The 22,734-nt window shown below is 41.3% G+C and carries 26 protein-coding genes and 1 pseudogene; 15 read left to right on the top strand and 12 right to left on the bottom strand.

Translation table 11 applies throughout. The annotated features are described in order from the left end of the window. Nucleotides 1–93 precede the first annotated feature (93 nt). Both FTU06_RS11610 and FTU06_RS11605 read left to right on the top strand, forming a co-directional pair. Nucleotides 94–1,917, top strand: a complete 1,824-nt coding sequence (locus FTU06_RS11610) for an acyl-CoA dehydrogenase C-terminal domain-containing protein (protein ID WP_168379095.1) — start codon at nucleotides 94–96, stop codon at nucleotides 1,915–1,917. 342 nt (nucleotides 1,918–2,259) lie between these two features. After that, a complete protein-coding gene (locus tag FTU06_RS11605) occupies nucleotides 2,260–2,562 on the top strand; it encodes a hypothetical protein (protein ID WP_180146776.1) in 303 nt (100 codons plus the stop codon). 42 nt (nucleotides 2,563–2,604) lie between these two features. Here the strand turns inward: FTU06_RS11605 and FTU06_RS11600 are convergent, their stop codons facing one another. Together FTU06_RS11600 and hemW are read right to left on the bottom strand one after the other, a co-directional pair. Further along, the gene (locus FTU06_RS11600; protein ID WP_180026073.1) at nucleotides 2,605–3,012 is read right to left on the bottom strand and encodes a hypothetical protein; all 408 of its coding nucleotides are present in this window, start codon (nucleotides 3,010–3,012) and stop codon (nucleotides 2,605–2,607) included. 133 nt (nucleotides 3,013–3,145) lie between these two features. Further along, complete coding sequence (gene hemW, locus FTU06_RS11595) at nucleotides 3,146–4,300, bottom strand: radical SAM family heme chaperone HemW (protein ID WP_180026074.1); 1,155 nt, start codon at nucleotides 4,298–4,300, stop codon at nucleotides 3,146–3,148. Between the two features lie 125 nt (nucleotides 4,301–4,425). Here hemW and FTU06_RS11590 point away from each other — a divergent pair, with 125 nt between their 5' ends. The 3 genes from FTU06_RS11590 (at nucleotide 4,426) to FTU06_RS11580 (ending at nucleotide 6,839) form a co-directional block, all read left to right on the top strand. Next, nucleotides 4,426–4,884 (top strand): DMT family transporter, encoded by a 459-nt coding sequence (locus FTU06_RS11590; protein WP_180003411.1) that lies wholly within the window; start codon nucleotides 4,426–4,428, stop codon nucleotides 4,882–4,884. 41 nt (nucleotides 4,885–4,925) lie between these two features. After that, nucleotides 4,926–6,284, top strand: coding sequence for an MATE family efflux transporter (locus FTU06_RS11585; protein ID WP_306670494.1), 1,359 nt, complete (start codon nucleotides 4,926–4,928; stop codon nucleotides 6,282–6,284). A gap of 123 nt (nucleotides 6,285–6,407) precedes the next feature. Then, nucleotides 6,408–6,839, top strand: coding sequence for a hypothetical protein (locus tag FTU06_RS11580; RefSeq protein WP_180146773.1), 432 nt, complete (start codon nucleotides 6,408–6,410; stop codon nucleotides 6,837–6,839). Here FTU06_RS11580 and FTU06_RS11575 read toward each other — a convergent pair. Then, entirely contained in the window at nucleotides 6,836–7,048 is a 213-nt protein-coding gene (locus FTU06_RS11575; RefSeq protein ID WP_078189319.1) for a DUF1737 domain-containing protein, read from the bottom strand. The two genes, FTU06_RS11580 and FTU06_RS11575, sit on opposite strands and share 4 nt — an antisense overlap. Before the next feature lie 201 nt (nucleotides 7,049–7,249). Here FTU06_RS11575 and FTU06_RS11570 point away from each other — a divergent pair, with 201 nt between their 5' ends. Further along, nucleotides 7,250–8,548 (top strand): AarF/ABC1/UbiB kinase family protein, encoded by a 1,299-nt coding sequence (locus FTU06_RS11570; protein ID WP_180049233.1) that lies wholly within the window; start codon nucleotides 7,250–7,252, stop codon nucleotides 8,546–8,548. Between the two features lie 107 nt (nucleotides 8,549–8,655). Beyond that, nucleotides 8,656–8,910: a type B 50S ribosomal protein L31 gene (locus tag FTU06_RS11565; protein WP_078189321.1), complete on the top strand. Its 255-nt coding sequence runs from the start codon at nucleotides 8,656–8,658 to the stop codon at nucleotides 8,908–8,910. Between the two features lie 121 nt (nucleotides 8,911–9,031). Here the strand turns inward: FTU06_RS11565 and crcB are convergent, their stop codons facing one another. Continuing rightward, the gene (gene crcB, locus FTU06_RS11560; protein WP_078189322.1) at nucleotides 9,032–9,415 is read right to left on the bottom strand and encodes a fluoride efflux transporter CrcB; all 384 of its coding nucleotides are present in this window, start codon (nucleotides 9,413–9,415) and stop codon (nucleotides 9,032–9,034) included. A 168-nt stretch (nucleotides 9,416–9,583) separates the two neighbouring features. Here crcB and FTU06_RS11555 point away from each other — a divergent pair, with 168 nt between their 5' ends. After that, nucleotides 9,584–9,916 carry a HopJ type III effector protein gene (locus tag FTU06_RS11555; RefSeq protein ID WP_078192490.1) on the top strand — a complete coding sequence of 111 codons (333 nt, stop codon included), beginning with the start codon at nucleotides 9,584–9,586 and terminating at the stop codon, nucleotides 9,914–9,916. A gap of 88 nt (nucleotides 9,917–10,004) precedes the next feature. On the opposite strand, the gene FTU06_RS11550 is transcribed toward FTU06_RS11555, so the two are convergent. After that, nucleotides 10,005–10,430 carry a protease inhibitor I42 family protein gene (locus FTU06_RS11550; protein ID WP_257234414.1) on the bottom strand — a complete coding sequence of 142 codons (426 nt, stop codon included), beginning with the start codon at nucleotides 10,428–10,430 and terminating at the stop codon, nucleotides 10,005–10,007. A gap of 73 nt (nucleotides 10,431–10,503) precedes the next feature. Next, on the bottom strand, nucleotides 10,504–11,064 hold the full coding sequence (locus FTU06_RS11545) for a hypothetical protein (RefSeq protein ID WP_078189325.1): 561 nt from the start codon (nucleotides 11,062–11,064) through the stop codon (nucleotides 10,504–10,506). 283 nt (nucleotides 11,065–11,347) lie between these two features. Between FTU06_RS11545 and FTU06_RS11540 the strand changes: the two genes are divergently transcribed. Then, entirely contained in the window at nucleotides 11,348–11,974 is a 627-nt protein-coding gene (locus tag FTU06_RS11540; RefSeq protein ID WP_111884183.1) for a class I SAM-dependent methyltransferase, read from the top strand. Between the two features lie 47 nt (nucleotides 11,975–12,021). Here FTU06_RS11540 and FTU06_RS11535 read toward each other — a convergent pair whose 3' ends face one another. Both FTU06_RS11535 and FTU06_RS11530 read right to left on the bottom strand, forming a co-directional pair. Beyond that, nucleotides 12,022–12,615, bottom strand: a complete 594-nt coding sequence (locus FTU06_RS11535; RefSeq protein ID WP_180136589.1) for a hypothetical protein — start codon at nucleotides 12,613–12,615, stop codon at nucleotides 12,022–12,024. A gap of 55 nt (nucleotides 12,616–12,670) precedes the next feature. Further along, nucleotides 12,671–13,141 carry a Holliday junction resolvase-like protein gene (locus FTU06_RS11530; protein ID WP_078192492.1) on the bottom strand — a complete coding sequence of 157 codons (471 nt, stop codon included), beginning with the start codon at nucleotides 13,139–13,141 and terminating at the stop codon, nucleotides 12,671–12,673. A 132-nt stretch (nucleotides 13,142–13,273) separates the two neighbouring features. Here FTU06_RS11530 and FTU06_RS11525 point away from each other — a divergent pair, with 132 nt between their 5' ends. From FTU06_RS11525 to FTU06_RS11500, 6 genes are all read left to right on the top strand, one after another. Then, nucleotides 13,274–13,918: a ParA family protein gene (locus FTU06_RS11525; RefSeq protein ID WP_180035641.1), complete on the top strand. Its 645-nt coding sequence runs from the start codon at nucleotides 13,274–13,276 to the stop codon at nucleotides 13,916–13,918. Between the two features lie 150 nt (nucleotides 13,919–14,068). Then, nucleotides 14,069–15,190, top strand: coding sequence for an AI-2E family transporter (locus FTU06_RS11520; RefSeq protein ID WP_180026123.1), 1,122 nt, complete (start codon nucleotides 14,069–14,071; stop codon nucleotides 15,188–15,190). 116 nt (nucleotides 15,191–15,306) lie between these two features. Further along, a complete protein-coding gene (sodC, locus tag FTU06_RS11515; protein WP_078192494.1) occupies nucleotides 15,307–15,855 on the top strand; it encodes a superoxide dismutase family protein in 549 nt (182 codons plus the stop codon). Between the two features lie 124 nt (nucleotides 15,856–15,979). After that, entirely contained in the window at nucleotides 15,980–18,130 is a 2,151-nt protein-coding gene (gene yccS / locus FTU06_RS11510) for a YccS family putative transporter (protein ID WP_373684704.1), read from the top strand. Nucleotides 18,131–18,151: 21 nt separating this feature from the next. After that, on the top strand, nucleotides 18,152–18,718 hold the full coding sequence (locus tag FTU06_RS11505; RefSeq protein WP_180146770.1) for a hypothetical protein: 567 nt from the start codon (nucleotides 18,152–18,154) through the stop codon (nucleotides 18,716–18,718). 142 nt (nucleotides 18,719–18,860) lie between these two features. Next, nucleotides 18,861–19,160, top strand: a complete 300-nt coding sequence (locus FTU06_RS11500; RefSeq protein ID WP_078189335.1) for a DUF3817 domain-containing protein — start codon at nucleotides 18,861–18,863, stop codon at nucleotides 19,158–19,160. A 79-nt stretch (nucleotides 19,161–19,239) separates the two neighbouring features. On the opposite strand, the gene FTU06_RS11495 is transcribed toward FTU06_RS11500, so the two are convergent. The 4 genes and pseudogenes from FTU06_RS11495 to FTU06_RS11480 form a co-directional block, all read right to left on the bottom strand. Next, a complete protein-coding gene (locus FTU06_RS11495; protein WP_180146766.1) occupies nucleotides 19,240–20,469 on the bottom strand; it encodes an MFS transporter in 1,230 nt (409 codons plus the stop codon). Between the two features lie 250 nt (nucleotides 20,470–20,719). Beyond that, nucleotides 20,720–21,601 (bottom strand): pirin family protein, encoded by an 882-nt coding sequence (locus FTU06_RS11490; protein ID WP_180146763.1) that lies wholly within the window; start codon nucleotides 21,599–21,601, stop codon nucleotides 20,720–20,722. 88 nt (nucleotides 21,602–21,689) lie between these two features. After that, nucleotides 21,690–22,472, bottom strand: coding sequence for an AbiH family protein (locus FTU06_RS11485; protein WP_180146760.1), 783 nt, complete (start codon nucleotides 22,470–22,472; stop codon nucleotides 21,690–21,692). Between the two features lie 154 nt (nucleotides 22,473–22,626). Then, a pseudogene (locus tag FTU06_RS11480) lies at nucleotides 22,627–22,734 on the bottom strand (IS5/IS1182 family transposase); the annotation flags it as partial.

Raw genomic sequence — 22,734 nt, 5'->3', positions numbered from 1 at the left:
GGCGTATTCATCAATGTTTTTTTGATGAAATTATGAATAATCAAATCATCAATACAGATAATCCAAAAAAATTTAGATATTAGGATTAAGACTATGCCTGCATATAAAGCGCCTTTACACGATATTCGTTTCTTAATGAATGAAGTGCTCGATTACCCAGCACATTACAAAACTTTGTCTAATGGTGAAGCTGCTGATGCAGACACTGTCGACATGATTTTAGAAGGTGCAGCGGATTTTTGTGAAAACATCCTTTCGCCTTTGAACCAAACGGGTGATGAAGAAGGCTGTCATTTTGAAAATGGCGATGTGAAAACACCAAAAGGCTTTAAAGAAGCCTATGACCAATTTGTACAAGGTGGCTGGCAAGGTCTGTCTTTCCCTGAAGAATTTGGCGGTCAAAACTTGCCACAGTCGTTAAACCTAATCAAATCTGAAATGATGGGTACAGCGAACTGGTCATTCCAAATGTATCCAGGCCTCAGCGTGGGCTGTATCAACACTATTCTTCAATTTGGTTCAGAAGAACAGAAAAACCAATATTTACCGAACCTCGTTGCAGGAACTTGGTCAGGCACCATGTGCTTAACTGAACCTCAATGCGGTACCGACTTAGGTCAGGTAAAAACCAAAGCGGAACCTCAAGCTGACGGTAGCTATGCAATTTCTGGTACAAAAATCTTCATCTCTGCGGGTGAGCATGATTTAACAGATAACATCGTGCATATCGTACTTGCTCGTCTTCCAGATGCTCCTGCAGGTACTAAAGGGATTTCATTGTTCATCGTTCCAAAATTCCTTGTGAATGCAGACGGTTCAGTGGGCGAACGCAACCCTGTGACTTGTGGTTCGATTGAACACAAAATGGGGATCCGTGCTTCAGCAACAGCTGTCTTGAACTTTGACAATGCGATTGGTTACTTAATCGGTGAAAAACACAAAGGCCTACATGCAATGTTCACCTTTATGAACACTGCACGTATTGGTACAGCGATCCAAGGCATTGCACATGCTGAATTGGCATTCCAAGGCGCACTTCCATACGCGAAAGAACGTATGTCTATGCGTGCACTTTCAGGTAAAAAAGATCCTGAAAAAGTAGCCGATGCGATTATTCACCATGCAGACGTACGTCGTATGCTTTTAACTCAAAAAGCGATCGCTGAAGGCGGCCGTTCAATGATTTACTATGCAGCTCAAATTGCGGACAAAATGACTGATGCTTTAACCCGCGGTGATACAGCAGCATTTGAAGCACATGATGACCACTTAGGCTTCTACACACCGATTCTCAAAGGTTTCTTAACCGAAATGGGTTATGAAGCTGCAAACCATGGTATGCAAGTATACGGTGGTCATGGTTATATTAAAGAATGGGGCATGGAACAAATCGTTCGTGACTCACGTATCTCTACTCTCTACGAAGGCACAACCGGTGTTCAAGCACTAGACTTGATTGGTCGTAAAGTTCTGTTGACCTCTAAAGGTAAAGTGATTCGTGACTACACAGCTGAAATCTTGAAGTTCTGTGGTCAACATGCACGTAACAAATACATGCGTCGTTTTGCGTGGGACTTAACGAAGCTTTGCGCACAGTGGAATGCATTAACGGTTCGTATCATGCTTGCAGCACGTAAAGACCGTGACATCGTATCTTCTGCTTCTGTCGATTTCTTAATGTTCTCTGGCTACGTGATGATGGCTTACTTCTGGGCACAACAAGCTGCCGTAGCTTCTGAAAAATTAGCAGAAGGCAATGGTGCAGAAGTTCCTGAGTTCTATAAAGCAAAAATCAAAGTGGCTGACTTCTACTTTGAACGTCTATTACCACGCTCACAAGGTCACGCTGAAGCAATGGTTAACCCATCGAAGACCATGACTTCTTTGGCTCCTGAACACTTTAGCTTTGACTACTAAGCTTTAAACCGAGTTAAATGACTCTATAAAAAGACCGCTTCGGCGGTCTTTTTTGTCTTCTCTTTTAATTTTCATCTATAGCGATAATGAGCAGCATTCTTAATTTCTTCATGAGGTAATAACAATGTATAAAGATGAACTTTATATGGAGAAATATTGTTGTATTTTTCAACAAAAATAGAACACCTTATCGCCAAAACATAATTTTATTTAATAAATATTAAATACTTAAAGTAAATTTAACTCCATAATTTTAGCTTTACATTTGTATCTCATACAACTTCATATCTTCTCCACTGCCTCCCCCTATGATGACTTCAATGATTCATAGAGAGCGTAACCATGAAAAAATTGATTTCTTCATTGATGGTTGGTCTGATTGCAACAACTGCGACAATGTCTGCAATGGCAGCGCCTGCATTCGATCATAAAAATCCACCACCTGCTCCATACTTTGATAAAAAACCTGTACCGCCTAAAGCAATACATCACAAATCTGCTGGGCCCCACATGGTGAAAAAAGAGCATCAAAAAGTTCATGCAAAATTTGCCAAACAAAATCATAAAGCAGTAGCTTTTAAAGCTAGTCAACCCAAGCCTGTTCCGCATCATAAGTTACCGCCTATGCCACCGAAACATCGTTAAGCTGAATTCAAAAAAGACCGCTCATGCGGTCTTTTTTAATATTTACTTTGCTTTATCAGCAATAAATTCTTTAATCTCTATGGGTTTATCTTTTACCAACTCAACTGTCCCTTCATTCACACCATTAAAGTTCTTAAAGTGAATTGAAACACCTTGGTCGTTGGCAAGTCGTACACCACTTCCTGAAACTGCTCGTTTCAATTCATACACACGATCAGAATTATCAGTCAATTGTGCGGTTTCAAAATTATCTTTGGTTTTTAACTCAAGGCTTAGATCTTGTGGCCCTGTAAAGTGAATCACTTGCTCATCTTGAGCTACTGCAACATCGTTTGTTTGTGTAGTTGCGATCGTTGCCTCTGTTGCAACATTTTGTTCTGATGGTGCTTTTTTATCGGTGCAACCCACCAAAGCTATAGTTAATAACGTCGTAGTTAAAATATATTTCATTTTCTGAAGTTCCTTTATGCCATGTAAATTCAATTATCAACTGAATAATTTCATACACATTCTGCAAATTACATTCGAAATATGAAAAATTACTTGTCGCTCAAATTTTAAAACAAGTTTGACATAGCTTTCATTACAGGAATTCTTCCAATACTGAATTTAAAAAGATATGTCCCTGCTCGGTACAAGACAAAAGTGTTGGATCACTGACCATCAATTTACGTTCACGTAATGAGTTCAATAACTCGGCAATTGGCTCTAAACTTTCCCCTGTACGCTCACTATATAGCTTGGCTTCCACCCCATGATTTAAACGAAGTGCATTCATCATAAATTCAAAAGGCATATCGGCTGCTTCGATGCGCTTAAACTGAAGATGTTCAGCAGGTACTTTGGCTAAATAGTCTTTCGGCAATCGGGTTTTTTGGAAACGATACACCCCGTCTGGCATGGTCACTTTACCATGTGCGCCTGCGCCAATCGCCAAATAATCGCCAAACTGCCAATAATTTAAATTATGTGCCGACGGCTTTTCTTTACGCCATGCCGATACTTCATAATTGATAAAGCCTTGCGCTGTTAAATAGGCTTCGCCCTGTTCTTGAATATCTTCAAGCACATCATCGACAGGTAAAATTGGTTTTGTGCGGAAAAAAACTGTATTGGGTTCAATGGTCAATTGATACCACGACACATGGGTTGCCCCATTTTCCACAGCAAGTTTTAAATCCAAAAGCGCTTGCTCAATGGTTTGTTCAGGCAGGCCATGCATCAAGTCGACATTTACTCGTTCAAAACCCACCTCTTTTGCATGCTGAATGGCAGAAATCGCATCATCATTCGAATGAATCCTCCCCAGCTTTTTCAGCTGGTCGGTATTAAAACTTTGCACACCGATAGATAGACGATTGATCCCTGCATCTAAATAACCGGAAAAAGGATCGTGCTCAACCGTACCGGGATTGGCTTCCAAGGTGATTTCACAACCTGCTTCAAACGGTAGCAACGCTTTGAGCTGAGCAAATAACCATTGATAGCCTTGGGCAGAAATCAAAGATGGTGTCCCACCACCAATAAATACACTATGGATCAGGCGACCCTGAGCAAAATCGACTTGGGTTTTAAAGTCTTCAACCAACGCCTGTAAATATTCTTGTTCTAAGTCCAAAGACAATTCACCATTCGGCACCGCATGCGAATTAAAGTCACAGTATGGACATTTGCGCACACACCACGGCATGTGAATGTATAAAGATAACGGAACAACTGCAGGATTTAATTCAGCCAAGGAAAATGCTCAAAAGGAACAAAAGAAGTAAGCGCATTTTAACATGACTGCATCAGAGCGCTTATGAAAACTCATCCACAATACAGTAGACTAATAAAATTAAAGAAGAATTAGATGATTAGAAGATGAAAATAAGCAGCCATTTATTGTACTTACTGCCGCTCGCGATGGGTGTTGGTATCGCTATGACCATTCAAACAGCGATCAACAGCCAATTGCGTGAATATTTATATTCACCGCTGCAAGCTGCCCTTTTTTCTTTTTTGGTTGGTACAATAGTCCTCGCCTTTATGGTGTTTTTTCAATCGGCCGAAAAACCGGACTTTGCAAGTTTTGCTCAAATCCCTTGGTATTTATGGCTGGGGGGATGTTTGGGTGTTTATGCCATCAGTATCAGTATTTATACCGCACCGAAACTGGGTTTTTTATCCCTCTCCGGTCTGATTATTTTTGGACAGATCTTAATGTCGATGGTATTTGACCATTTTGGCTTGCTCGGCACTGAAAAAACCCCGATTAACTGGCAACGCTTATTGGGTGGCGTGGTGATTTTTATTGGTGTGCTTCTCACTTTCCAACGCTAAGACCTCATTCCTAAGCACCTCACAAGAAATGAGTACATTCTGTGTCTACTGTCACGGCTGTAACAAGCAGCAAGTATGAATTAAAACAACTGTTTCATTTAATGATCCCGATATTGATCACGCAGTTTGCGCAAGCGGGATTTGGTCTCATTGATACCATCATGGCTGGACACATGTCCGCCAATGACCTTGCAGCCATTGCGGTCGGGGTCGGTTTATGGATACCGGTCATGCTGCTGTTCAGCGGCATTATGATTGCAACCACCCCATTAGTGGCAGAAGCCAATGGTGCTCGCACGCCTGAAAAAATTGCCACCATCGCCCGTCAGTCTTTGTGGGTCGCATTATTTTTAGGGATCATTGCCGCATTAGTCTTACAAGCTATGCCGCTGCTTTTACCGTTATTGGGTGTCCCTGAAGTATTACTTCCGAAGGCGAGCTTATTCTTACACGCCATTAGTTTAGGTATGCCTGCTGTCACCATGTACGCAGCTTTACGTGGTTACTCAGAAGCATTGGGGCATCCACGTCCAGTCACTGTGCTGAGTCTGCTGGCCTTATTGGTGTTAATTCCACTGAACTTTATTTTTATGTATGGTTTAGGCCCAGTCCCTGAACTGGGTTCAGCAGGATGTGGTTTTGCCACCGCGATTTTGCAATGGTTAATGTTCTTTGCTTTGGCGATGTACGTTTTCAAAGGATCGGCCTATCAAAAAACCCAACCTTTCGCTGCTTTTGAAAAAATGAACAGTGAATGGATCAAACGTATTTTAAAACTCGGCTTTCCTATTGGCTTAGCCATTTTCTTTGAAGTCAGTATTTTTAGTACAGCCGCTATTGTGTTGAGTCCCTTGGGCGAAGTCACCATTGCAGCGCATCAAGTCGCCATTTCGATTACCTCGCAATTGTTTATGATTCCAATGTCACTAGCGATTGCGCTGACCATTCGGGTCGGTACTTATTATGGGGAAAAGAACTGGCTGGCTATGCGAAAAGTCCAGAAAGTCGGTATGTTGACAGGGACGGTATTTGCCCTGATTACCATGTTGCTGCTTTGGCTTTTACGTAATGAAATTGTGTCACTGTATACCAATGACTATGATGTGACTCAGCTTGCGGTGTACTTGGTGTTGTTCGCGATTGCCTATCAGTTGATGGACGCATGGCAAGTCAGTGCCGCAGGGTGCTTACGCGGTATGCAAGACACCAAAGGACCAATGTGGATCACCATGATCGCGTATTGGATCATTGCCTTCCCTGTCGGGATCTATCTTGCACGCTTCACCACGACTGGTGCTGCAGGCGTTTGGATTGGCCTAATTGTGGGTCTGACTGTCGCCTGTATACTGCTACTTACACGTTTATTTATGATGAATAAACGTTTAGCTCAAGCGGGATAAGCCCTTAAAAATCATCTAAAAAGTTACTTAAAAATACGGCTACGCTATGCAGAAGATTAATGCAAATTAACACCCTGCATAGCAATGCCATAAATAAAAAGCATGAAGAAGAGGAAAATAAACATGTCCCATGTATTTCGCTCGATCAGTCTCTGTCTGAGCTTAGGCTTTTCCATGTCACTACAAGCTGAACAAACGATCAACCGACATGAATTTACTTTATATCACGCACCCATTAAAGTCCAATCACAACCCGAATTTGATTACATCAATCAAGCACTTTGGACAGCCTTTCGCTTTTATCATGAACAACAGGCGGACTCATATACCGCACGTTTAAAATTAAGTTGTCAGCAGTCTGGTATGGCGTATACCTATCAGGACTTCATCAAGGCCAATCAAAAGTTTACCTCTGCGGATGATCAGGATTTTATCGTGACGCAAAACCTCATCACCTTGAATGAAAATTTACACCATAACCAATGCAGTAAATATCTCAGTCCACATTTAGAACTGGAAAAAACTGAATCGAGCGAAGCAGCAAAAACCAACTAATTAAGCGCCTCGATGGCATTTTTTAAACCTTGTGGCACTTGGCTGTCGTCCTCTACGTCTTTCACGATCGCCTGCCCGACGATCACATCTGTCCCATTAAAACTCATGGTCGGTGAGCCATACAATTCATAGCCTTCATTTAAAGCTTTGGTCACACGGGCACAGAAATTGACATCATCTTTACCGGTTAAATAGCGATACACTTTCATCGTTCAGTTCTCTTCTAGCGACGCGATATTTTAAACCATTCAGCACGTGGCTTAAATTTGCCTGAATTATTTTCAGTATTTACATTTTTGCCCATCATTTTATCAATGCAAATAAAGTCTTAACAATTTAAAGTAGGCAGTTTGTGTTTTGTCGCCTATGATCGGTATTAGATAATAAATGATGATCTTGAGGAACATCACATGGCAAAAACGGCTAGCACACCGGGTCGTCGCTTTATGAAACTTGCCAGTATGACGGCAAGCATTGCTACTAAAACCGTTTCCAATTCCATCCGCAATATCACTGCCGATGAAGAACAGAAAAATGCATCTCGCAGTAAACTTTTTCAGGACATCGGTCTGCAAATTGCAGACACTTTGGGTGAAATGAAAGGTGCGGTGATGAAAGTCGGACAAATTGCCTCGCAGTACAAAGACATTTTTCCACCTGAAGTCGCAAAAGCGATCAGTAAATTACAACGCCAAGCGCCAGCCATGCCTTTTGCTGAAATTAAGGCCCAAGTAGAACAAGAACTCGGCAAACCCCTCGCGCAAATTTTTAAAAGTTTTGAAGAACAACCTTTTGCCGCTGCATCCATTGGGCAGGTGCATAAAGCCGTGTTACCTAATGGTCAGCAGGTGGTGGTGAAAGTGCAATATCCGGGTGTCGAAGAAGCCTGTGAAAGTGACTTAAAACAAGTTCGCCTTGCCCTTCGTCTGATGGGCGTATTGAAAATTGATCGGAAGTTACAAAACAAGCTATTTCGTGAAATTCAGGACAGTTTGGACAACGAACTGAACTACGAAATTGAAGCGCAAAACTTAAATGTGGCCCGTGCGTTTCATAGTGCGCTGGATGACAAAATCATCATTCCACAGGTCTATAAAGATTATTCTTCACGTCATATATTGACTTTAAGCCTAGAGCTTGGCGACAGTATAGAAACTGCCAGCACATGGTCACAAGAAACCCGAAATGCCTTGGGAAGACGGTTATTCCGTGCCATTGGCCGTGAAATTTTCTTCCTTAAACGTTTCCACTGTGACCCACATCCGGGCAACTTCGCCTTTCGTGAAGATGGTTCAGTCATCGTGTATGACTACGGCGGTGTGAAAACCCTGTCTCCTGAAATCGTGTCACACTTTAAGCAATTGATTAATGCTGCACGCAAGCACGATATTCCACTGATGGAACAGCAACTCGATGCCCTACATTCCCTCAATGAACTCGGTAAATTCCCTGCGGAGTTGTATGAACAATGGCTTGAAGTACTGATGCGTCCACTGACCACACAATACGACTTTGCTGAAAACTCAGCGCACCATGACGGGGTAGAATTAATTAAACCTTCTCTTAAATACTGGGATGTGTTTAAACCGTCACCGGATACCTTGATGGTGAACCGGACTGTTTCAGGGCATTATTGGAATTTGATTCATTTGAAAGTGAATGACAATCTCAATGATCTCTTTGATGAGTTGGTCCCACCTAGCGCTTAAGGGAGCGTAAAGCGCTGATGATTGCCCGATGAATTTCGGGCAATATTTGCATTTTATATTGTTATGTTATAACATTTCTTTAATCAATAAGTTTAAGGAACAGAAGAATGCGTGCCAACATCCATCCCGAATACCGTGAAGTGCTCTTTCATGACACCAATGCCAATGCCTTTTTTGTCATTGGCAGTACTTTAAGCACCAATCAAACCAAAGAGTTTGAAGGCAAAACTTATCCCTATGTGACACTCGATATTTCAAGTGCATCACATCCTTTTTATACAGGTGAACAACGTCAAGTGAATAACGAAGGACGTATTGCGAACTTTAATAAACGCTTTGCGCGTTTCAAACGCTCACAATAAGTTCAGTTTCGATTAAGGTTTTGCTTTTAAAATTAAAGCATTGAAGAAGTTCAGGGTTCCCCTCCTCCAGCCTGAGCTTCTTTTTTTTATGTCTGAAATTTTGTGGATTTCAAGCGTTGTTTTAAACATCTATTTTTAAAATCGACTGAAATAAGTAATATCCCAATCCCAATACGATGACGCCAATCACCACACTGGAAATGGCATAACTAAATGCCAGCCCACTTTGCCCTTGTCTAAGCAGTTGGAAGGTTTCTAAGCCGAAACTTGAAAATGTGGTAAAGCCACCTAAGATCCCGACCATAAGCAATAAGCGTGCTTCATTTTGTAGAACGGGATATTTTTGGCTAAATGCAAAAAACACACCTGCACAAAAGCAACCTAAAATATTCACCCACCATGTTGCCCACGGAAAGAGCACGGTTGGCTTGGCCAATAACAGTCCTGCTGCATAGCGAAGTGTTGCCCCAATTGCGCCGCCACATGCGACCAAAAGCCAGTTCATAGTTGTCCTACTTCAACATCATTGGTATCTACAATTTAGGCAACAGACTGCCTAAGGTCGCCCTTCAATATACACGCATTTAATTTACGCAAATAGTGTTAAATGTTTGGGCCAAAGCTTGCTATAGTCTGCAACACTTTGCGGTATTTTTTATTGAAAGAGGACATTATGGCTCAGGAATTATTAGATCAACTTCAAGCAGGGACTGCGAAATTTTCAGATGTGATTGCATTTATTGAAGCGCGTTATAACCACACACCAACTGCTTTTACCAATGGCAAACAAGCCAATGCAGCGACTGAAAACCAAGGCAGTGCCAAAGTATTTTCTTTTGCCCAATTGAATGGTCTAAACCAAGCTGAAACCTTAAGTCTTTTTGCTGAACATTATGCTGCTGTTTTGGCGACACCAGACGCAACTGACCACCAAAACATTCGCCAATTTATGCAAAATGGTTGGGAAGGTATTCAATTTGACGGTCAAGCGCTCAGCGCGAAATAATGCTTAGGTGGACGTTCTAAATCAGTTCGTCTGCAATAAAAAAGCCAGTAAAATACTGGCTTTTTTATCTTTTCATCATTGGTTCAAATCAAGACACTCGAACTCTGCAAGTCCATTCAGCCATCGCGGTTTTTTCCCAAGCCCGTGCATGCTTCAAATGTAGTAATTCTTCACCCGCAGTCGTTGCGGTAAAACGATAAGTTTTTTGACCGCCTGCGCCTAGTACTGGTGTGGTATCCGCAGCAGCTTGTTGTTGAGCTGACTGAAACACTTCTTCAACTTTAAAAAGTTTCGGTTGCTCAGCCAAAGACCATACATAACCAGTACTTGGATTTTCGTTTAACAGTACTTCCAAAGTCTGTCCACGATCCATCTCAAGCAAAGTCGGACAACTTTGCTGTTCAGTAAATACATGGGTTTTCCCATCTACAGTTGAACTCATACTGGTACATCCACCAAGCGCCAAACCACTCGCCATCATTAGACTCAAAATAAACTTTTTCTTTATCGTCATTTTCATCATCAAATTATTTTACCTTGAATCTAATGCACACCGATTTCAAATACGATCTCGATGCAATCGAAATTTAGCCTTTGACTTTTTCAATCCACTGAATCGAACTTACACGAAAAACTTCACAAGCCCCATCACCCGTATCTGTTGGGGTCAAAGATGAAGTCCAAACCAAATCTTTGTCTTTCACCTCAACCAAATCCCCTTTTAAACGCACAAGATCGCCACGTTTTACTTGAGTAATTTGTTTAGCAATTTGCGGGTTTGCAGGAATGATGTGCATATTCGACACCATCATCATGGCTTGCTTTTGCGGTACAGGAACACGATCCATTTTCCAATTTAAGAAACGGTCATATTGATTGACTGAAATCGTACGAGCAATTTCTGGCTCTGCAAATAAGCCCCAACTGACCGCATAATCGATCGGAGAAAATTTTGCTTGTTCATCTGTTTGATAGGTTTTAGAACCTAAAATTCGGAAATCACCTTTAAATTCTTTCAAGGTGGAAATTGACTGGCCTTTGGCAGCAGGTGCTAAGCCTTTGGCAATATTATAATCTGAAGACGCTTGGACACCGACATTCAATAAAAAGCCTGCAAGCACAGTACTTAATGCAATTCGCTTGATCATCGCGTTATCCTCTTACCCTGTAATACTTCACATTACTCAATTTTAATTCTGCAATTGAGCCGACTTCATCTATTCATAATGCCCCAACCTGAACATGAGCTTAAAATCGCGTAGGTTGAGCCTGATGAATGTCGTTTTCACTAGTTGTAACTCTATATTACGCACACAGTCTGCATAAACCTTATGAACTTGGTAACAAAATGCTGTTATTCAGTCAATTGGCCCATATTCATACTCCACGACATGATTTACACTTTAAAAAAAGCCAACAATAATGCCCACTATGATTTATAAATTTTATCAACAACACATTTTTCCGCATCTTTTAAATCAAGTCATGCAAGTACCAAGCTTGATGGATAAACGACGCGAACTCCTGTTAGCCGTATCTGGTGAAGTACTCGAAATTGGCTTTGGTACAGGTTTGAATTTAGCATTTTATCAAAATGTCGATACGGTTTTTGCGCTTGAGCCCAATCCTGATATTTTTCATTTAGCTGCTGAACGTGTACATGCAGCACCTTTTGAGGTACAGCATATTTTAGCCGGTGCTGAAAAATTACCCTTTGCAGATGAAAGTCTAGATCATGTCGTGAGTACATGGACCTTATGCAGCATTGCTGATATTGAAACTGCGCTTGAAGAAATCTACCGCGTCCTGAAACCAACAGGGACATTTCATTTGGTTGAGCATGTACAACACAATGAAAATCGGAAAATTAAGCAGTTACAACACCTACTGACGCCTATTCAAAAGAAAGTCGCGGATGGCTGTCATTTGGATCGTAATATGCAAAAGTTGCTTGAAGATGCCCAGTTTGAATGTTTTGAAACGCAGTATTTTGATGCTGAAGGCATTCCAAAAATTGGTCAGCGCATGTTGCTCGCCCGCGCACGGAAGTTGAGTTAAAGCGTCCAAGGCCATGTTTAAGCAAAATCAAATCTAGATAAAAGTACCTAGTCTTTGATTAGTCGAATGGCATTAATTTTTAGGATATGGCAGGGCTTTTTATTCAACACATTATAGGTGTTATACGACTTCCCTGTTTTGATGGAATGTACATCCACCCATTTACCCAAAATCTCCACACGATCCCCTGATTTTAAACGGCGAATACGATTTGCGACATCTTCGGATTGAGCAATCACACTAACATTTTGCAATTCGGACTTGAGCTGTTCAATTTGTGTCGAGGGCGCGTCTTTCGCTTGCACACTAAAACAGCGGTTCTGCTGAGACCATTCAAGATGGTATTTTAAAGATTGGATATCATTTGCGCCTGAACTCAGTAGCAGATCAATATTGCTGACATACGCCAAGTCTTGAAAGCCACCCACCACGGTCGGTGCTGCCGGATGTAATGTACGACTACTGGCACTGTAGTAGCGTTTATCCAACAGCAAATATTCACCGGAAAATGCCTGAGTCGCTGTGACCTGAAAATTTTTCAGCACACCAGTCTGCTCTAAATGTGGAATGGCACGAAAATATTCAGACCATATCCACAGCATGAGCGCAAAAACGGCTGCAGTCGCTAAGAGTTTTTCCATGTGGATATTCTGTCCTTATTACTTTTCGACGGTTCTGAGGCTGAGTCACACGAGCTTAAATATGCTCAAAATCAATTCGGATGGTTTCAAAACGCACTCGCCCTTCGGCAATGGCTTGAGCAATCGCTTGTTGCCCTTTGGTCAAACGTGCGCCACCACTTTTAATATCAATCAGCACCACTTCGATGTCTTCAGCGAGTCCATCGCCATCACGAAAGTCGGTATAACCATCAAAAACCACATAATCGATCGGGTCACCGAGAAACTTTGCATCGCTAGGTAAATATTGAAATTCGGGCATGATCGGCGCCATTTGTTCGGCCATTTTGCCTTTTAAAACAGCACGACTGGTATTTACACTGCGTTTTTGTGCATGGGCCAATGCCTGCTGATGTTCCAATTCTAGTTCTGCAATATATTGCTCGTATTCTGCCTTAATCCTTCCATTGCGACTGCCACTTAAAATTAAGGTGGTCAGTACAATCCCAATACACGCGCCAATGAGCATGGCCATCCAGACAGACATTTAAAATTCCTAATCTTTTTAAGACATTACAGCGAAACGTATAGAAAAAACTTAGACTTTGGTTCTTTGTCATATTCCCCGCATTAAACAATGATATGCTAGGGATGAGCAGAATAAAATCTATTTAGGTCGATGAAAACGATATTAATTGCCAATCAAAAAGGTGGTTGTGGCAAAACCATCACAGCAATCAGTTTAGCCTCTGCACTTGCGCAAAAAGGTTATAAAGTGGCCTTGGCAGATGCTGACAATCAAAAGTCTGCACGTCAATGGCTCAAACAGCGCCCAGAGACTGCCGCCCCAATTCAGAGCCTAGATTGGCGTCATGAAAAGTCGATTGGTGATGTGCCAAAAGGGATTGAATATCTGATTATCGATGCACCGGGTGCGTTATCGGGTGAACATGCAGATCAGTTGGTGAGTGAAGCTCACGCCATCGTTACCCCGCTACAACCATCTTTCTTCGACATCGACTCGACCCGTCGTTTTTTAAAGCATTTACAAGAAATTAAACGGATTCGTAAAGGTAAAGTCCAAATCTTATTGCTTGCCAATCGTGTCAAACCCAATTCTGCTCATTCCAAAGAAATTCAAGATTTTTTCAATAAAGTTGAACAACAGCCCGTTGCTTGGATTTCTGAACGTACCGCTTATGGTCAACTTGCCATGCAAGGTCTTTCGGTTTTTGATAAAACGCAAAAATTGTACCTCGGCATGCAGCAACAATGGCAACCTGTGCTCAATGCCATTATTGAAGACGAAGCCGAGTGGTTTTAACCCATCATTCCACATTTTGCTGATATAAAGGCCAATCTTGCAAGGATCTAGCCTGAAAGATATTCACCATAAGTTAACAAGCTCTCGTTTTCGGGAGCTTTTTTTTCGGTTAAGATTGAACACAACATGATGAAAAAATCAGAGCACGCATTGCCAACGTTCGCACCTACATTACAAAAAGTCTTATTGTTCGGATTATTTTTTATCCTGATTTTTTTGAGCTTTAGCGTACTCAAATACTTTATTGTGCCTGTTGTTTGGGCAGCTATTATTGCCTATATGACATGGCCGCTGTATCAATCGGTGCATCGTTTTTGTGGCAATCGTGCAAATCTAAGTGCGGCGCTGATGATCTTACTGGTGGTGCTCGTGGTGGGTCTGCCGGTGATTTTTGCGATCTTCTTGCTACAACATGAAGGCCGTAACTTGTATTTTGAATTACAAAAGCAGGTCTTCTCAGGTCATGTCAATGTGCCTGATTTTATTCGCCAACTACCGTTTATTGGTAAAGAAGTCAGTCGTACCCTGCATGAACTGAACAATGACCCAAACAGTATTATTCAATCGGTACAAATTTGGATTCAGGGGCATTTGAACTACGGTAAAGTTTTGGTCGGCGAAGTCAGTAAAAATATCTTTAAGCTGTGTTTTGCTGTGATGTCTTTATTTTTCTTCTATCGTGATGGTCAAACCATTTTAAGTCAGGTCAGTAAAGCCCTCGAAATGGTCATTGGGCCACGTATTCATCATTATCTTGCCACCATCTCGGATACCACACGTGCCGTAGTGTATGGCATCGGTCTCACCGCCATTGCCCAAGCTTTACTTGCCGGTGTCAGCTATTTTGTCGCCGATGTGCCTAACCCGATGTTATTAACCATCATTACCTTCATGTTGGCACTGATTCCGTTTGGTCCACCAATTTCATATACCGCTGTGTCGTTGTGGTTATTTTCACAAGGTCAAACCATTGAAGCCATTGGCGTCATGGCTTGGGGTGTTTGTGTGGTGAGTACGGCCGATAACGTGATTCGTCCTTTAGTGATTTCAGGGGCAACGCAGATTCCATTCTTATTAATCATGTTTGGTGTTTTGGGTGGGATCGCCAGTTTCGGTCTTGTCGGTTTATTTATCGGCCCAGTGATTTTGGCAGTATTGTTAGCCATTTGGCGTGAATGGTTGCATGAAACCCAAATTGAAGCCGTCATGATGCCCAAAGCAACGTTGGCACATAACTTAGACAATATAGATGATAAGCCTGAACAACCTTAATTCAGGCTTGAATTCATTAAACAAATATTACAATCAAATACTTAAATTATCTGTCATCCTGTATCCGCATCTGTTTCAATGGTTGAAACTCCATAAAAACAGACAGGATGCCAAACATGTCTTCACTATTTAAATTCGGTGCGCTTGCTGCGGTCAGTGCCCTGATGTTTACAGGCTGTGCGAGTACCTCGACTTCAACAGGTCTGAATGCAAAAACCGTGACGGTCAATGCCGTGACTGCTCAAGGTATTGGTCAAAGTATCGGTCAAATTAACTTGGTTGATAGCCCTGCTGGCTTGGTTATTCATACCAATTTAACCCAGCTTCCTCCGGGTCCACACGGTTTCCATATTCATGAAAAAGGCTCTTGTGCCCCAGCTGAAAAAGATGGAAAAGCGGGTGCTGCTCTTGCTGCAGGTGGTCACTTTAACCCTAAAGCTGCACCTCACCACGGTACGCCGCTAACAGGTCACTTGGGTGACTTACCGATCCTTCAAGTTCAAACCGATGGCACAGCAAAAGTGAATTTAATTGCACCACGTTTGAAATTGGCGGATGTACAAGGCTTAGCCATCATGGTCCATGCCGGTGGTGATAATTACTCTGACGACCCTAAACCTCTAGGCGGTGGCGGTGACCGTATTGCCTGTGGTGTGATTCAATAATCGACCTTGCATATAGATTTGAACAAGCGGACTTTAAGTCCGCTTTTCTATTGAATAAAAATTGACAGTTCACAGAAAAAAGCTCAGTCTAATTTACAAAATCATTCGAATACTTCATAACTCTGTGAACACGCGACTCTCTTGGTTTCAACAGTTTCAATCCAGTGCAATCATTATGTATTGCCTGCAAATTTGTATTGTTTTGAGTGGCACCACGCTCGGATTATATTTTCTCGGTTTTCATAGTTTTATTGTGCCCGTCACCTTAGGTGCGATTGCCACTGCACTCACCGACTTTGATGACCGACTCAGCATCCGACTGCGTAATTTGCTCTATGTCTGCGTACTCTTCTTTAGTGTCAGTAGTATTTTAGATTTTCTCTATCCTTATAAGCTGCTGTTTATCTTGTATCTTTCACTGTCCAGTGCAGGATTTATTTTATTGGGGGCTTTGGGGCAACGCTATGCCACGATATCTTTTGGCACGATTTTACTGTCGATTTACACCATGTTTGGCTTGGGCGAATATGACTCGTGGTATTTTCAACCCTTATGCTTTGTTCTAGGGGCCTTATGGTATGGCTTCACCTCGATTCTCTTTTACCTGATTAAACCCACCCTACCTGTACAAGACAATCTTTCACGTTGTTTTTTACAAATCGCCGAAGTACTGAATGCAAAAGCACGTTTATTTGACCCAGATAATGTCAATAATGTGGAACATTTACTGTATGAATTATCACTCAAAAACAGTGATGTCATCCCGAGTTTAAACACCACCAAAGCTTCTTTACTCACCCGTTTAAAAGCCTCAAGAGCCAATAAAAACACCATCTACTGGCTGAATTTATATTTCTTGGCACAAGATATTCACGAACAGGCCAGTGCGAATTATTTACACTATGAACAAATTCATCAAAATTTTAGCCGTACCGATTTAATTTTCCGTTTTCAAAAAAATATTCGATTACAAGCGCAGGCTTGCCAACAGTTGGCCTACTGCATTTTGCATCGACAGCCCTATCAGCCTGATCCGATTACTGCGCAAGCACTGGCACATTTGCATGCCTCTTTGCAGGAGTGGATGGCCAATAATCCGCAAAATATAGAAGTGAAAAATCTACAGCTGATCTTGAGTAATTTGGACAGTGTGCAAGAACGCTTTTCGCATGTGCAGGATTTAGATCATTCACAGCAACAGGCCTATCAGCAGCATATCGACAACCTCAATTTACTCGATGACGATATTCACGGTTTGCACGATTTATGGCTCAAACTGAAACAGCATTTGAGTCCAGAATCTGCCTTATTTCGCCATGCTGTTCGCATCGCTTTTGTCTTTGCGATGGGCTATGCCATTTCCCTCTTGCCCTTTGCCAAAAATGGCTACTGGATATTATTGACCAGTTTATTTGTCTGTCAGATGCGTTATTTTGCGACCAAAAGTCGTTTAAAAATGCGGACTTTGGGAACCATATTAGGGGTCTTACTTGGCATTCCTATTTTGTATTTTGTGCCGAGTGTCGAAGGTCAATTACTACTGACGATTATTTTTGGCGTGTGCTTTTTCTATCTGAGTGCCAAAAAATATGCCATGGCGACCCTCATGGCAACCTTAATGGTCTTGCTGATTTTTAATTTAAAAGGCGCTGGTTATGCGGTCATTTTACCACGTATCGTTGATACCCTACTCGGCTGTTTTATTGCATGGTTCGCGGTGAATGTGATCTGGCCAGATTGGGACTTTCGCAATATTTCCAAGACCATTCAAAAAAGCTCTGCTGCGACCATGCATTATTTTGATGCCGTGGTTGAGCAATATCTCCATGGGAAAACCAATAGCATTGATTATCGGCGTGCCCGTCGTTCAGCCCATAATGCTCAGACTGAACTATCGAGCATGATTTCAAGTTTAAGTACCGAGCCTGAACCCGACCAAACTTTGATTCAACATGCTTTTCGCTATTTGGTCTATAGCCATAGTCAGCTCAGTTATATTTCTGCTCTGGGGAGCCACCGTGAACAGGTACAAGACCAACAAGTCCTTGAACTGCTGCAATGGTGTCAAAGCACCTTAGACGAGGTCTTAATTCAGCAAAAACCGCTCAACCCTGAGAAAATTCAGCAAAAACTTTTCGAAATTCAAACACTCAGCACTGAAGAAATGCGCTCTAATCACCTACAACTGGTGCTCAAGCAGATCAGTTTATTATTAGAAACATTAGCCGAACTGATTCAGCTTCGAACACAGCTGATTCAGGCAGAAATAAAATAGAATCATTTGAGACTCATCATAATGAAAATGCTTAGTTTAGGTCTTAAACGCCTCATATTAACCACGATTGTGGCGACCTCATGTTTAGCTGCGTCTTCTGTTTTTGCAGCACCGACAGCACAAAATTTAAAGCGTATTCTGGAATGTCAGGCCGATTACGACACTTATCATGACACTTTGCTCGATTATGAAAAGGCTCTAGGGCAATTGGGCTGGAAACGCCATGATGACCCACATCAACCGTTTATTTATATCTATAAAAATAAGCAGCCTGTTGAATTTTTTGGCATGCCAACCCAAGAAATTGGCCTGTCTTCCAATGCAGTATTCGCGATCTATCGCCAAGCCGATGTGAAAAAACTTGCCCAAAAATATGGTATTGAACAGCATCCGATGTTTGCCAATATGCCGTTTTTCCGTGGTGAAAAAATCCTACGTACGGAAGCCGAAACCGATGATCTGCATGCGATCAATCACAAACTGAGCCTGTCTGAAATGACCGGAAAAAGCCCGATGATTTTACTCGGCTGTAACTATGAATTTGATCAGGGTTCGATTGAAGACGCCTTAGCGGATCTTAAGGATTAATCCGAGTAGATGACTCAGAATTAACTTTAAAAACATTTACTTAGATTCAATATGCGAATCAATTATTTCAACATGAACGCTTCGTTCCTGCTGTGCTTTCAGGTACACTCAAGGCTGAAATCACTTTGAATTTAAACTTCGCATGAATATCAAGACCTTACGCTTTGTGGGCCTACTCGAAGGCATCTCCTTTTTATTATTGTTGTTCATTGCTATGCCAATGAAGTACCTGATGGATAATCCAATATTGGTCAAATACGTCGGTATGGGACATGGCGTATTGTTTATTGCCTTCTTGGTGGTGCTATTTGTGGTCTGTGAAAAGCAAAAATGGTCGCTTAGCGTATTTCTAATGGGCTTAATTGCATCGATTTTGCCTTTTGGTCCATTTATTTTCGATCGTAAATTAAAAAATGCAGAACAACCTGCAACATCAAATTAAGACGGTATACAACAAATAAAAAAGCCCAATGTTGTTCTACACAGCATTGGGCTTTTTCTATGATGGCATGAACTCGAATTTAAAATTCACCCGTCAATTTGCGCTGCCGCATAATATCTCGCACCACCAAGCGTGGTAGGCTGAACCACAAGATAATGAGTATAAAACCCGCCAAACTATAGGCCCAAAGTCCAAAGTTCCCATACAGCACGCGCACGATTTCGATCACGGCAAAGAACGTCAGCATCATGATCACAGACACTGCCGCAGCCACTGTGCCCTTCGACATTTCAGACGACATTAAGGCAAAACGATAGAGCACAGAAAAGCTAACCCCTTCACCAAAACTGACCAAGCTCATGCCGAGTATGAGAAATGTCAGAAAATAACTTTCAGTCATCGTCCCAATCACCACAAGGCTCGTCCCGAGTAACATCAGCGGTAGCCCGATCATCACAGACTGACCTAATGGCAATTTGTCGATGATTTTAATCAGGACAATATTACCGAGGATCAGACCGCCCAAAACAGGAAACTGTGCCATGCCATATTGCATGCTACTCAGTCCTAGCTGCTCCACCAATATCACCGGAGATAGCGCAATCCATAGCATCAGTGGCATAGCCACCATCGGTAGACCCAGTGTCAGCGCCAAAAAGCGTTTGTTTTTTAACACCTGTTTAAAGTCATCGATAATATAACCCACCGGTTGCTTTGGAATACTGATGTGCTGAGTCGGCATCTTGGCTTTTAAACCAAACCAACTCAGAAAAGATAGAAATGCGATTCCTATGAAGCCCCAATGCCATGACACGTGATCAATCATAAAGGCACCGAGGACGGGTCCGATCAGTGGCGCTAGTAATGAAATATTCGCCATGATCGCCATGACTTTGATGGCATCTCGCTCTTCAAAAGTTTCCTGAACAGCAGCATAGCCCACAGCTGAAATGACCGATAAACCAAAACCTTGTAAAAAACGCAAAGTTAAAAAGCTTTCGATATTATGCGTGAGCAATATCGCTAAACAGCATAAGCTAAAGAATGCCACACCACCCAACAGGACTTTTTTACGGCCTAATCGGTCTGACAAAGGTCCTAATATCGCAGCGACACAAGCACCTCCCAATAAGTAAAATGACATCGACGAGGGTGCCCATGCACTACTCACGCCAAACTCTTGGGTAATCGCAAGCATGGCGGGTTGGACTAAGTCGTTGCCGATATAGACAGAAAATTCAAATAAAACCAGTGCCAAGGGAAACATTAAGGTGGCACGACTTAATTTTGTGGTTTGTACGTTTTGCATTGTTATCTACATATCAAATGTGTGCTGTCGAGCTTGAAATGACAAATAGGGAGAGACACTTCAGCCCAATGACGAGCACTGTAATATTAATTTTAAAAATGAATTTTCGGCGTATCCGCCATATGTGCGTCGTATTCACAAGACGCTAGATAGAGATAAAATGAACTTCAACGAACCGATCTGTCGGTTTGAGTCCGACTATTTTAACAGTGTTTGCTGGCGTTGTATTGGTCTTTTTAAACTACCGTTTTTATGGTTTTTCATTGTCTGCTTTTTGGATAAAGCGACCTTGTTTTAGGTCCTCATAGGCTTGCATGACTTCTGCAAAATGATTCATCACAAAATAACCTCGCCCATAGATGGGTTCATTTAAAGGCTGCGCCGATAAATACAACATGTGGCTATCTTCAACTGTCGTCAATTCGACATTTTCACCTCGGCTCGACATGACTGCCATATGCTGTGCATTTAACTGTTCATCTGTTTCAGTAAATTTCAGCTTGCCCGAACGTAAATACACAAGTGTGGTATCCCCTTCTTGTGCAGGCAGGGTGATGCTTTGATTTGCTCTGACAAAGACATCAAATACTTGTATAGGTGTATGTGTTTCTGCGGGGCCTTGGGCTGTTAAATATTGCCCTGCAATGATCCTTACATAACCAGCATCTTGGGCTAAATTGACCTTTGGAATACTGGCTTTGGCTAAGCTCTGATAGCGTGCAGGATTCATTTTATCTTTAGCAGGTAAATTGACCCACAATTGCAATATTTCAAATGCTCCGCCCCGCTGTGCAAAGGCATGGCTAAAGACTTCTTCGTGTTGTATGCCTGAAGCAGCAGTCATCCACTGCACATCGCCCTCACCAATGACACCACCGCCGCCAGTCGTATCATGATGTTCAAGTTCACCTTTAAACACCAATGTGACGGTTTCAAACCCTCGATGTGGATGTTCCAACACGCCTTTTTTCAGTTTGGTTGGTTTCAGTACTCCAGGCCCTAAATGGTCGAGCAATAAAAATGGCGAAACGGTATTTCCCAATTCATAATGGGAAAAAACTGAAGTCACTGGAGCAAAGTCACCGACAGGTGTGCCTGAATCATTGACGTGAATAAAAGCGAGGGTCTTCATATTGTTTTAGGTTTATTTAGGATCGTTTGATCTTAGCCTACCAAAGATAGCTGAATCGATAGGCTAAATGGTTTTCAGTGTCGCAGTTTTAGGATGCTTGTTGTTCATTCACAGATTCTTCGTTGATGCCAAAATCTATCTCTAGATTCTTCTCAAATTTTAACCATCCTTTTTTCATCCATTTTTCAATGATGTCTTTATCTAAAATATCTAGCAAATTATTCAAAAGCGTTGGCGCATCATTTTCATAGAAATATACAACCACACGACATTCAACACTTTCTTTTCTATTCAGTGAGAATATTTCATGAATATAATTTTCATCTGAATCAGCTAAAGAATGCCCCCATATATAAATATTAATTCTTCTTTGTCCTACTCCTCTACTTTCAAACATACTTTTAATTTTTGGATTTTCGTCTAAGAAAAGATAATCTGTATCTTTCAATAATTTTTGGTGATATTTAGTAAAACTATAATTTTTAAATTTTTTTAAGAATTCATTTTTTAGGTCAGGAATTCCTAGTACCAAATCTTTTCCAACTTGGCCATGTACATATTCAACTTTTGCTTTTGTTGAGTAAAAATGACTAAATGTTGATGTGTAATTAAATGACAATACTAGTAAATCATCAAATTCAAAGCTCTTTGCTTTGAGATCAAACATATGTTTTTGTTCTAATTTTTGAACAACCTCTTGTAAATACCATTTAAAAATAGAAATAAAATCATTTAGATAAATTTCTAAGTCATTAATTATAAGATTAAAATCTATATCGAGTTTTGTATTTTGACTACGGTAGTACTGTTTTCGAATAAATGCTGTATTACTACGAAATTCACTCACTAATGGCGTTAAAATACCTAACAATGATAATTTTTGAATTGTTTTTTCTTGAAAATATAATTTTTTTTCTTGCTCTTTAGGTAATCCACAAATTACTGTTTTGTCTATAATTTCATAAGTCTTATAAACTTCTTCGACTTTTTCACTAAATACAGCAACAATAGATTTCTTTCATAAGTCATTTTTCACTCAGCTCCAAGTTATAAATTCCAGCAATTAGATTGAATCTTAATGCTAGTCTTTTGCCTCGATTGCGATATCGCTCAGCAAGAATTTTGAAGGTTTT

It is taken from the genome of Acinetobacter sp. YH12052 (assembly GCF_013419835.1).
Taxonomy (GTDB): domain Bacteria; phylum Pseudomonadota; class Gammaproteobacteria; order Pseudomonadales; family Moraxellaceae; genus Acinetobacter; species Acinetobacter amyesii.
This window is presented reverse-complemented; position numbering and strand designations above follow the sequence as displayed.

Excerpts from the sequence above, each read along its gene's own strand:
- FTU06_RS11610 (WP_168379095.1), top strand. The coding sequence starts at position 94 with ATGCCTGCATATAAAGCGCCTTTACACGATATTCGTTTCTTAATGAAT.
- FTU06_RS11605 (WP_180146776.1), top strand. The coding sequence starts at position 2,260 with ATGAAAAAATTGATTTCTTCATTGATGGTTGGTCTGATTGCAACAACT.
- FTU06_RS11600 (WP_180026073.1), bottom strand. The coding sequence starts at position 3,012 with ATGAAATATATTTTAACTACGACGTTATTAACTATAGCTTTGGTGGGT.
- FTU06_RS11590 (WP_180003411.1), top strand. The coding sequence starts at position 4,426 with ATGAAAATAAGCAGCCATTTATTGTACTTACTGCCGCTCGCGATGGGT.
- FTU06_RS11580 (WP_180146773.1), top strand. The coding sequence starts at position 6,408 with ATGTCCCATGTATTTCGCTCGATCAGTCTCTGTCTGAGCTTAGGCTTT.
- FTU06_RS11575 (WP_078189319.1), bottom strand. The coding sequence starts at position 7,048 with ATGAAAGTGTATCGCTATTTAACCGGTAAAGATGATGTCAATTTCTGT.
- FTU06_RS11570 (WP_180049233.1), top strand. The coding sequence starts at position 7,250 with ATGGCAAAAACGGCTAGCACACCGGGTCGTCGCTTTATGAAACTTGCC.
- FTU06_RS11565 (WP_078189321.1), top strand. The coding sequence starts at position 8,656 with ATGCGTGCCAACATCCATCCCGAATACCGTGAAGTGCTCTTTCATGAC.
- crcB (WP_078189322.1), bottom strand. The coding sequence starts at position 9,415 with ATGAACTGGCTTTTGGTCGCATGTGGCGGCGCAATTGGGGCAACACTT.
- FTU06_RS11555 (WP_078192490.1), top strand. The coding sequence starts at position 9,584 with ATGGCTCAGGAATTATTAGATCAACTTCAAGCAGGGACTGCGAAATTT.
- FTU06_RS11550 (WP_257234414.1), bottom strand. The coding sequence starts at position 10,430 with ATGACGATAAAGAAAAAGTTTATTTTGAGTCTAATGATGGCGAGTGGT.
- FTU06_RS11545 (WP_078189325.1), bottom strand. The coding sequence starts at position 11,064 with ATGATCAAGCGAATTGCATTAAGTACTGTGCTTGCAGGCTTTTTATTG.
- FTU06_RS11540 (WP_111884183.1), top strand. The coding sequence starts at position 11,348 with ATGATTTATAAATTTTATCAACAACACATTTTTCCGCATCTTTTAAAT.
- FTU06_RS11535 (WP_180136589.1), bottom strand. The coding sequence starts at position 12,615 with ATGGAAAAACTCTTAGCGACTGCAGCCGTTTTTGCGCTCATGCTGTGG.
- FTU06_RS11530 (WP_078192492.1), bottom strand. The coding sequence starts at position 13,141 with ATGTCTGTCTGGATGGCCATGCTCATTGGCGCGTGTATTGGGATTGTA.
- FTU06_RS11525 (WP_180035641.1), top strand. The coding sequence starts at position 13,274 with ATGAAAACGATATTAATTGCCAATCAAAAAGGTGGTTGTGGCAAAACC.
- sodC (WP_078192494.1), top strand. The coding sequence starts at position 15,307 with ATGTCTTCACTATTTAAATTCGGTGCGCTTGCTGCGGTCAGTGCCCTG.
- FTU06_RS11505 (WP_180146770.1), top strand. The coding sequence starts at position 18,152 with ATGAAAATGCTTAGTTTAGGTCTTAAACGCCTCATATTAACCACGATT.
- FTU06_RS11500 (WP_078189335.1), top strand. The coding sequence starts at position 18,861 with ATGAATATCAAGACCTTACGCTTTGTGGGCCTACTCGAAGGCATCTCC.
- FTU06_RS11495 (WP_180146766.1), bottom strand. The coding sequence starts at position 20,469 with ATGCAAAACGTACAAACCACAAAATTAAGTCGTGCCACCTTAATGTTT.
- FTU06_RS11490 (WP_180146763.1), bottom strand. The coding sequence starts at position 21,601 with ATGAAGACCCTCGCTTTTATTCACGTCAATGATTCAGGCACACCTGTC.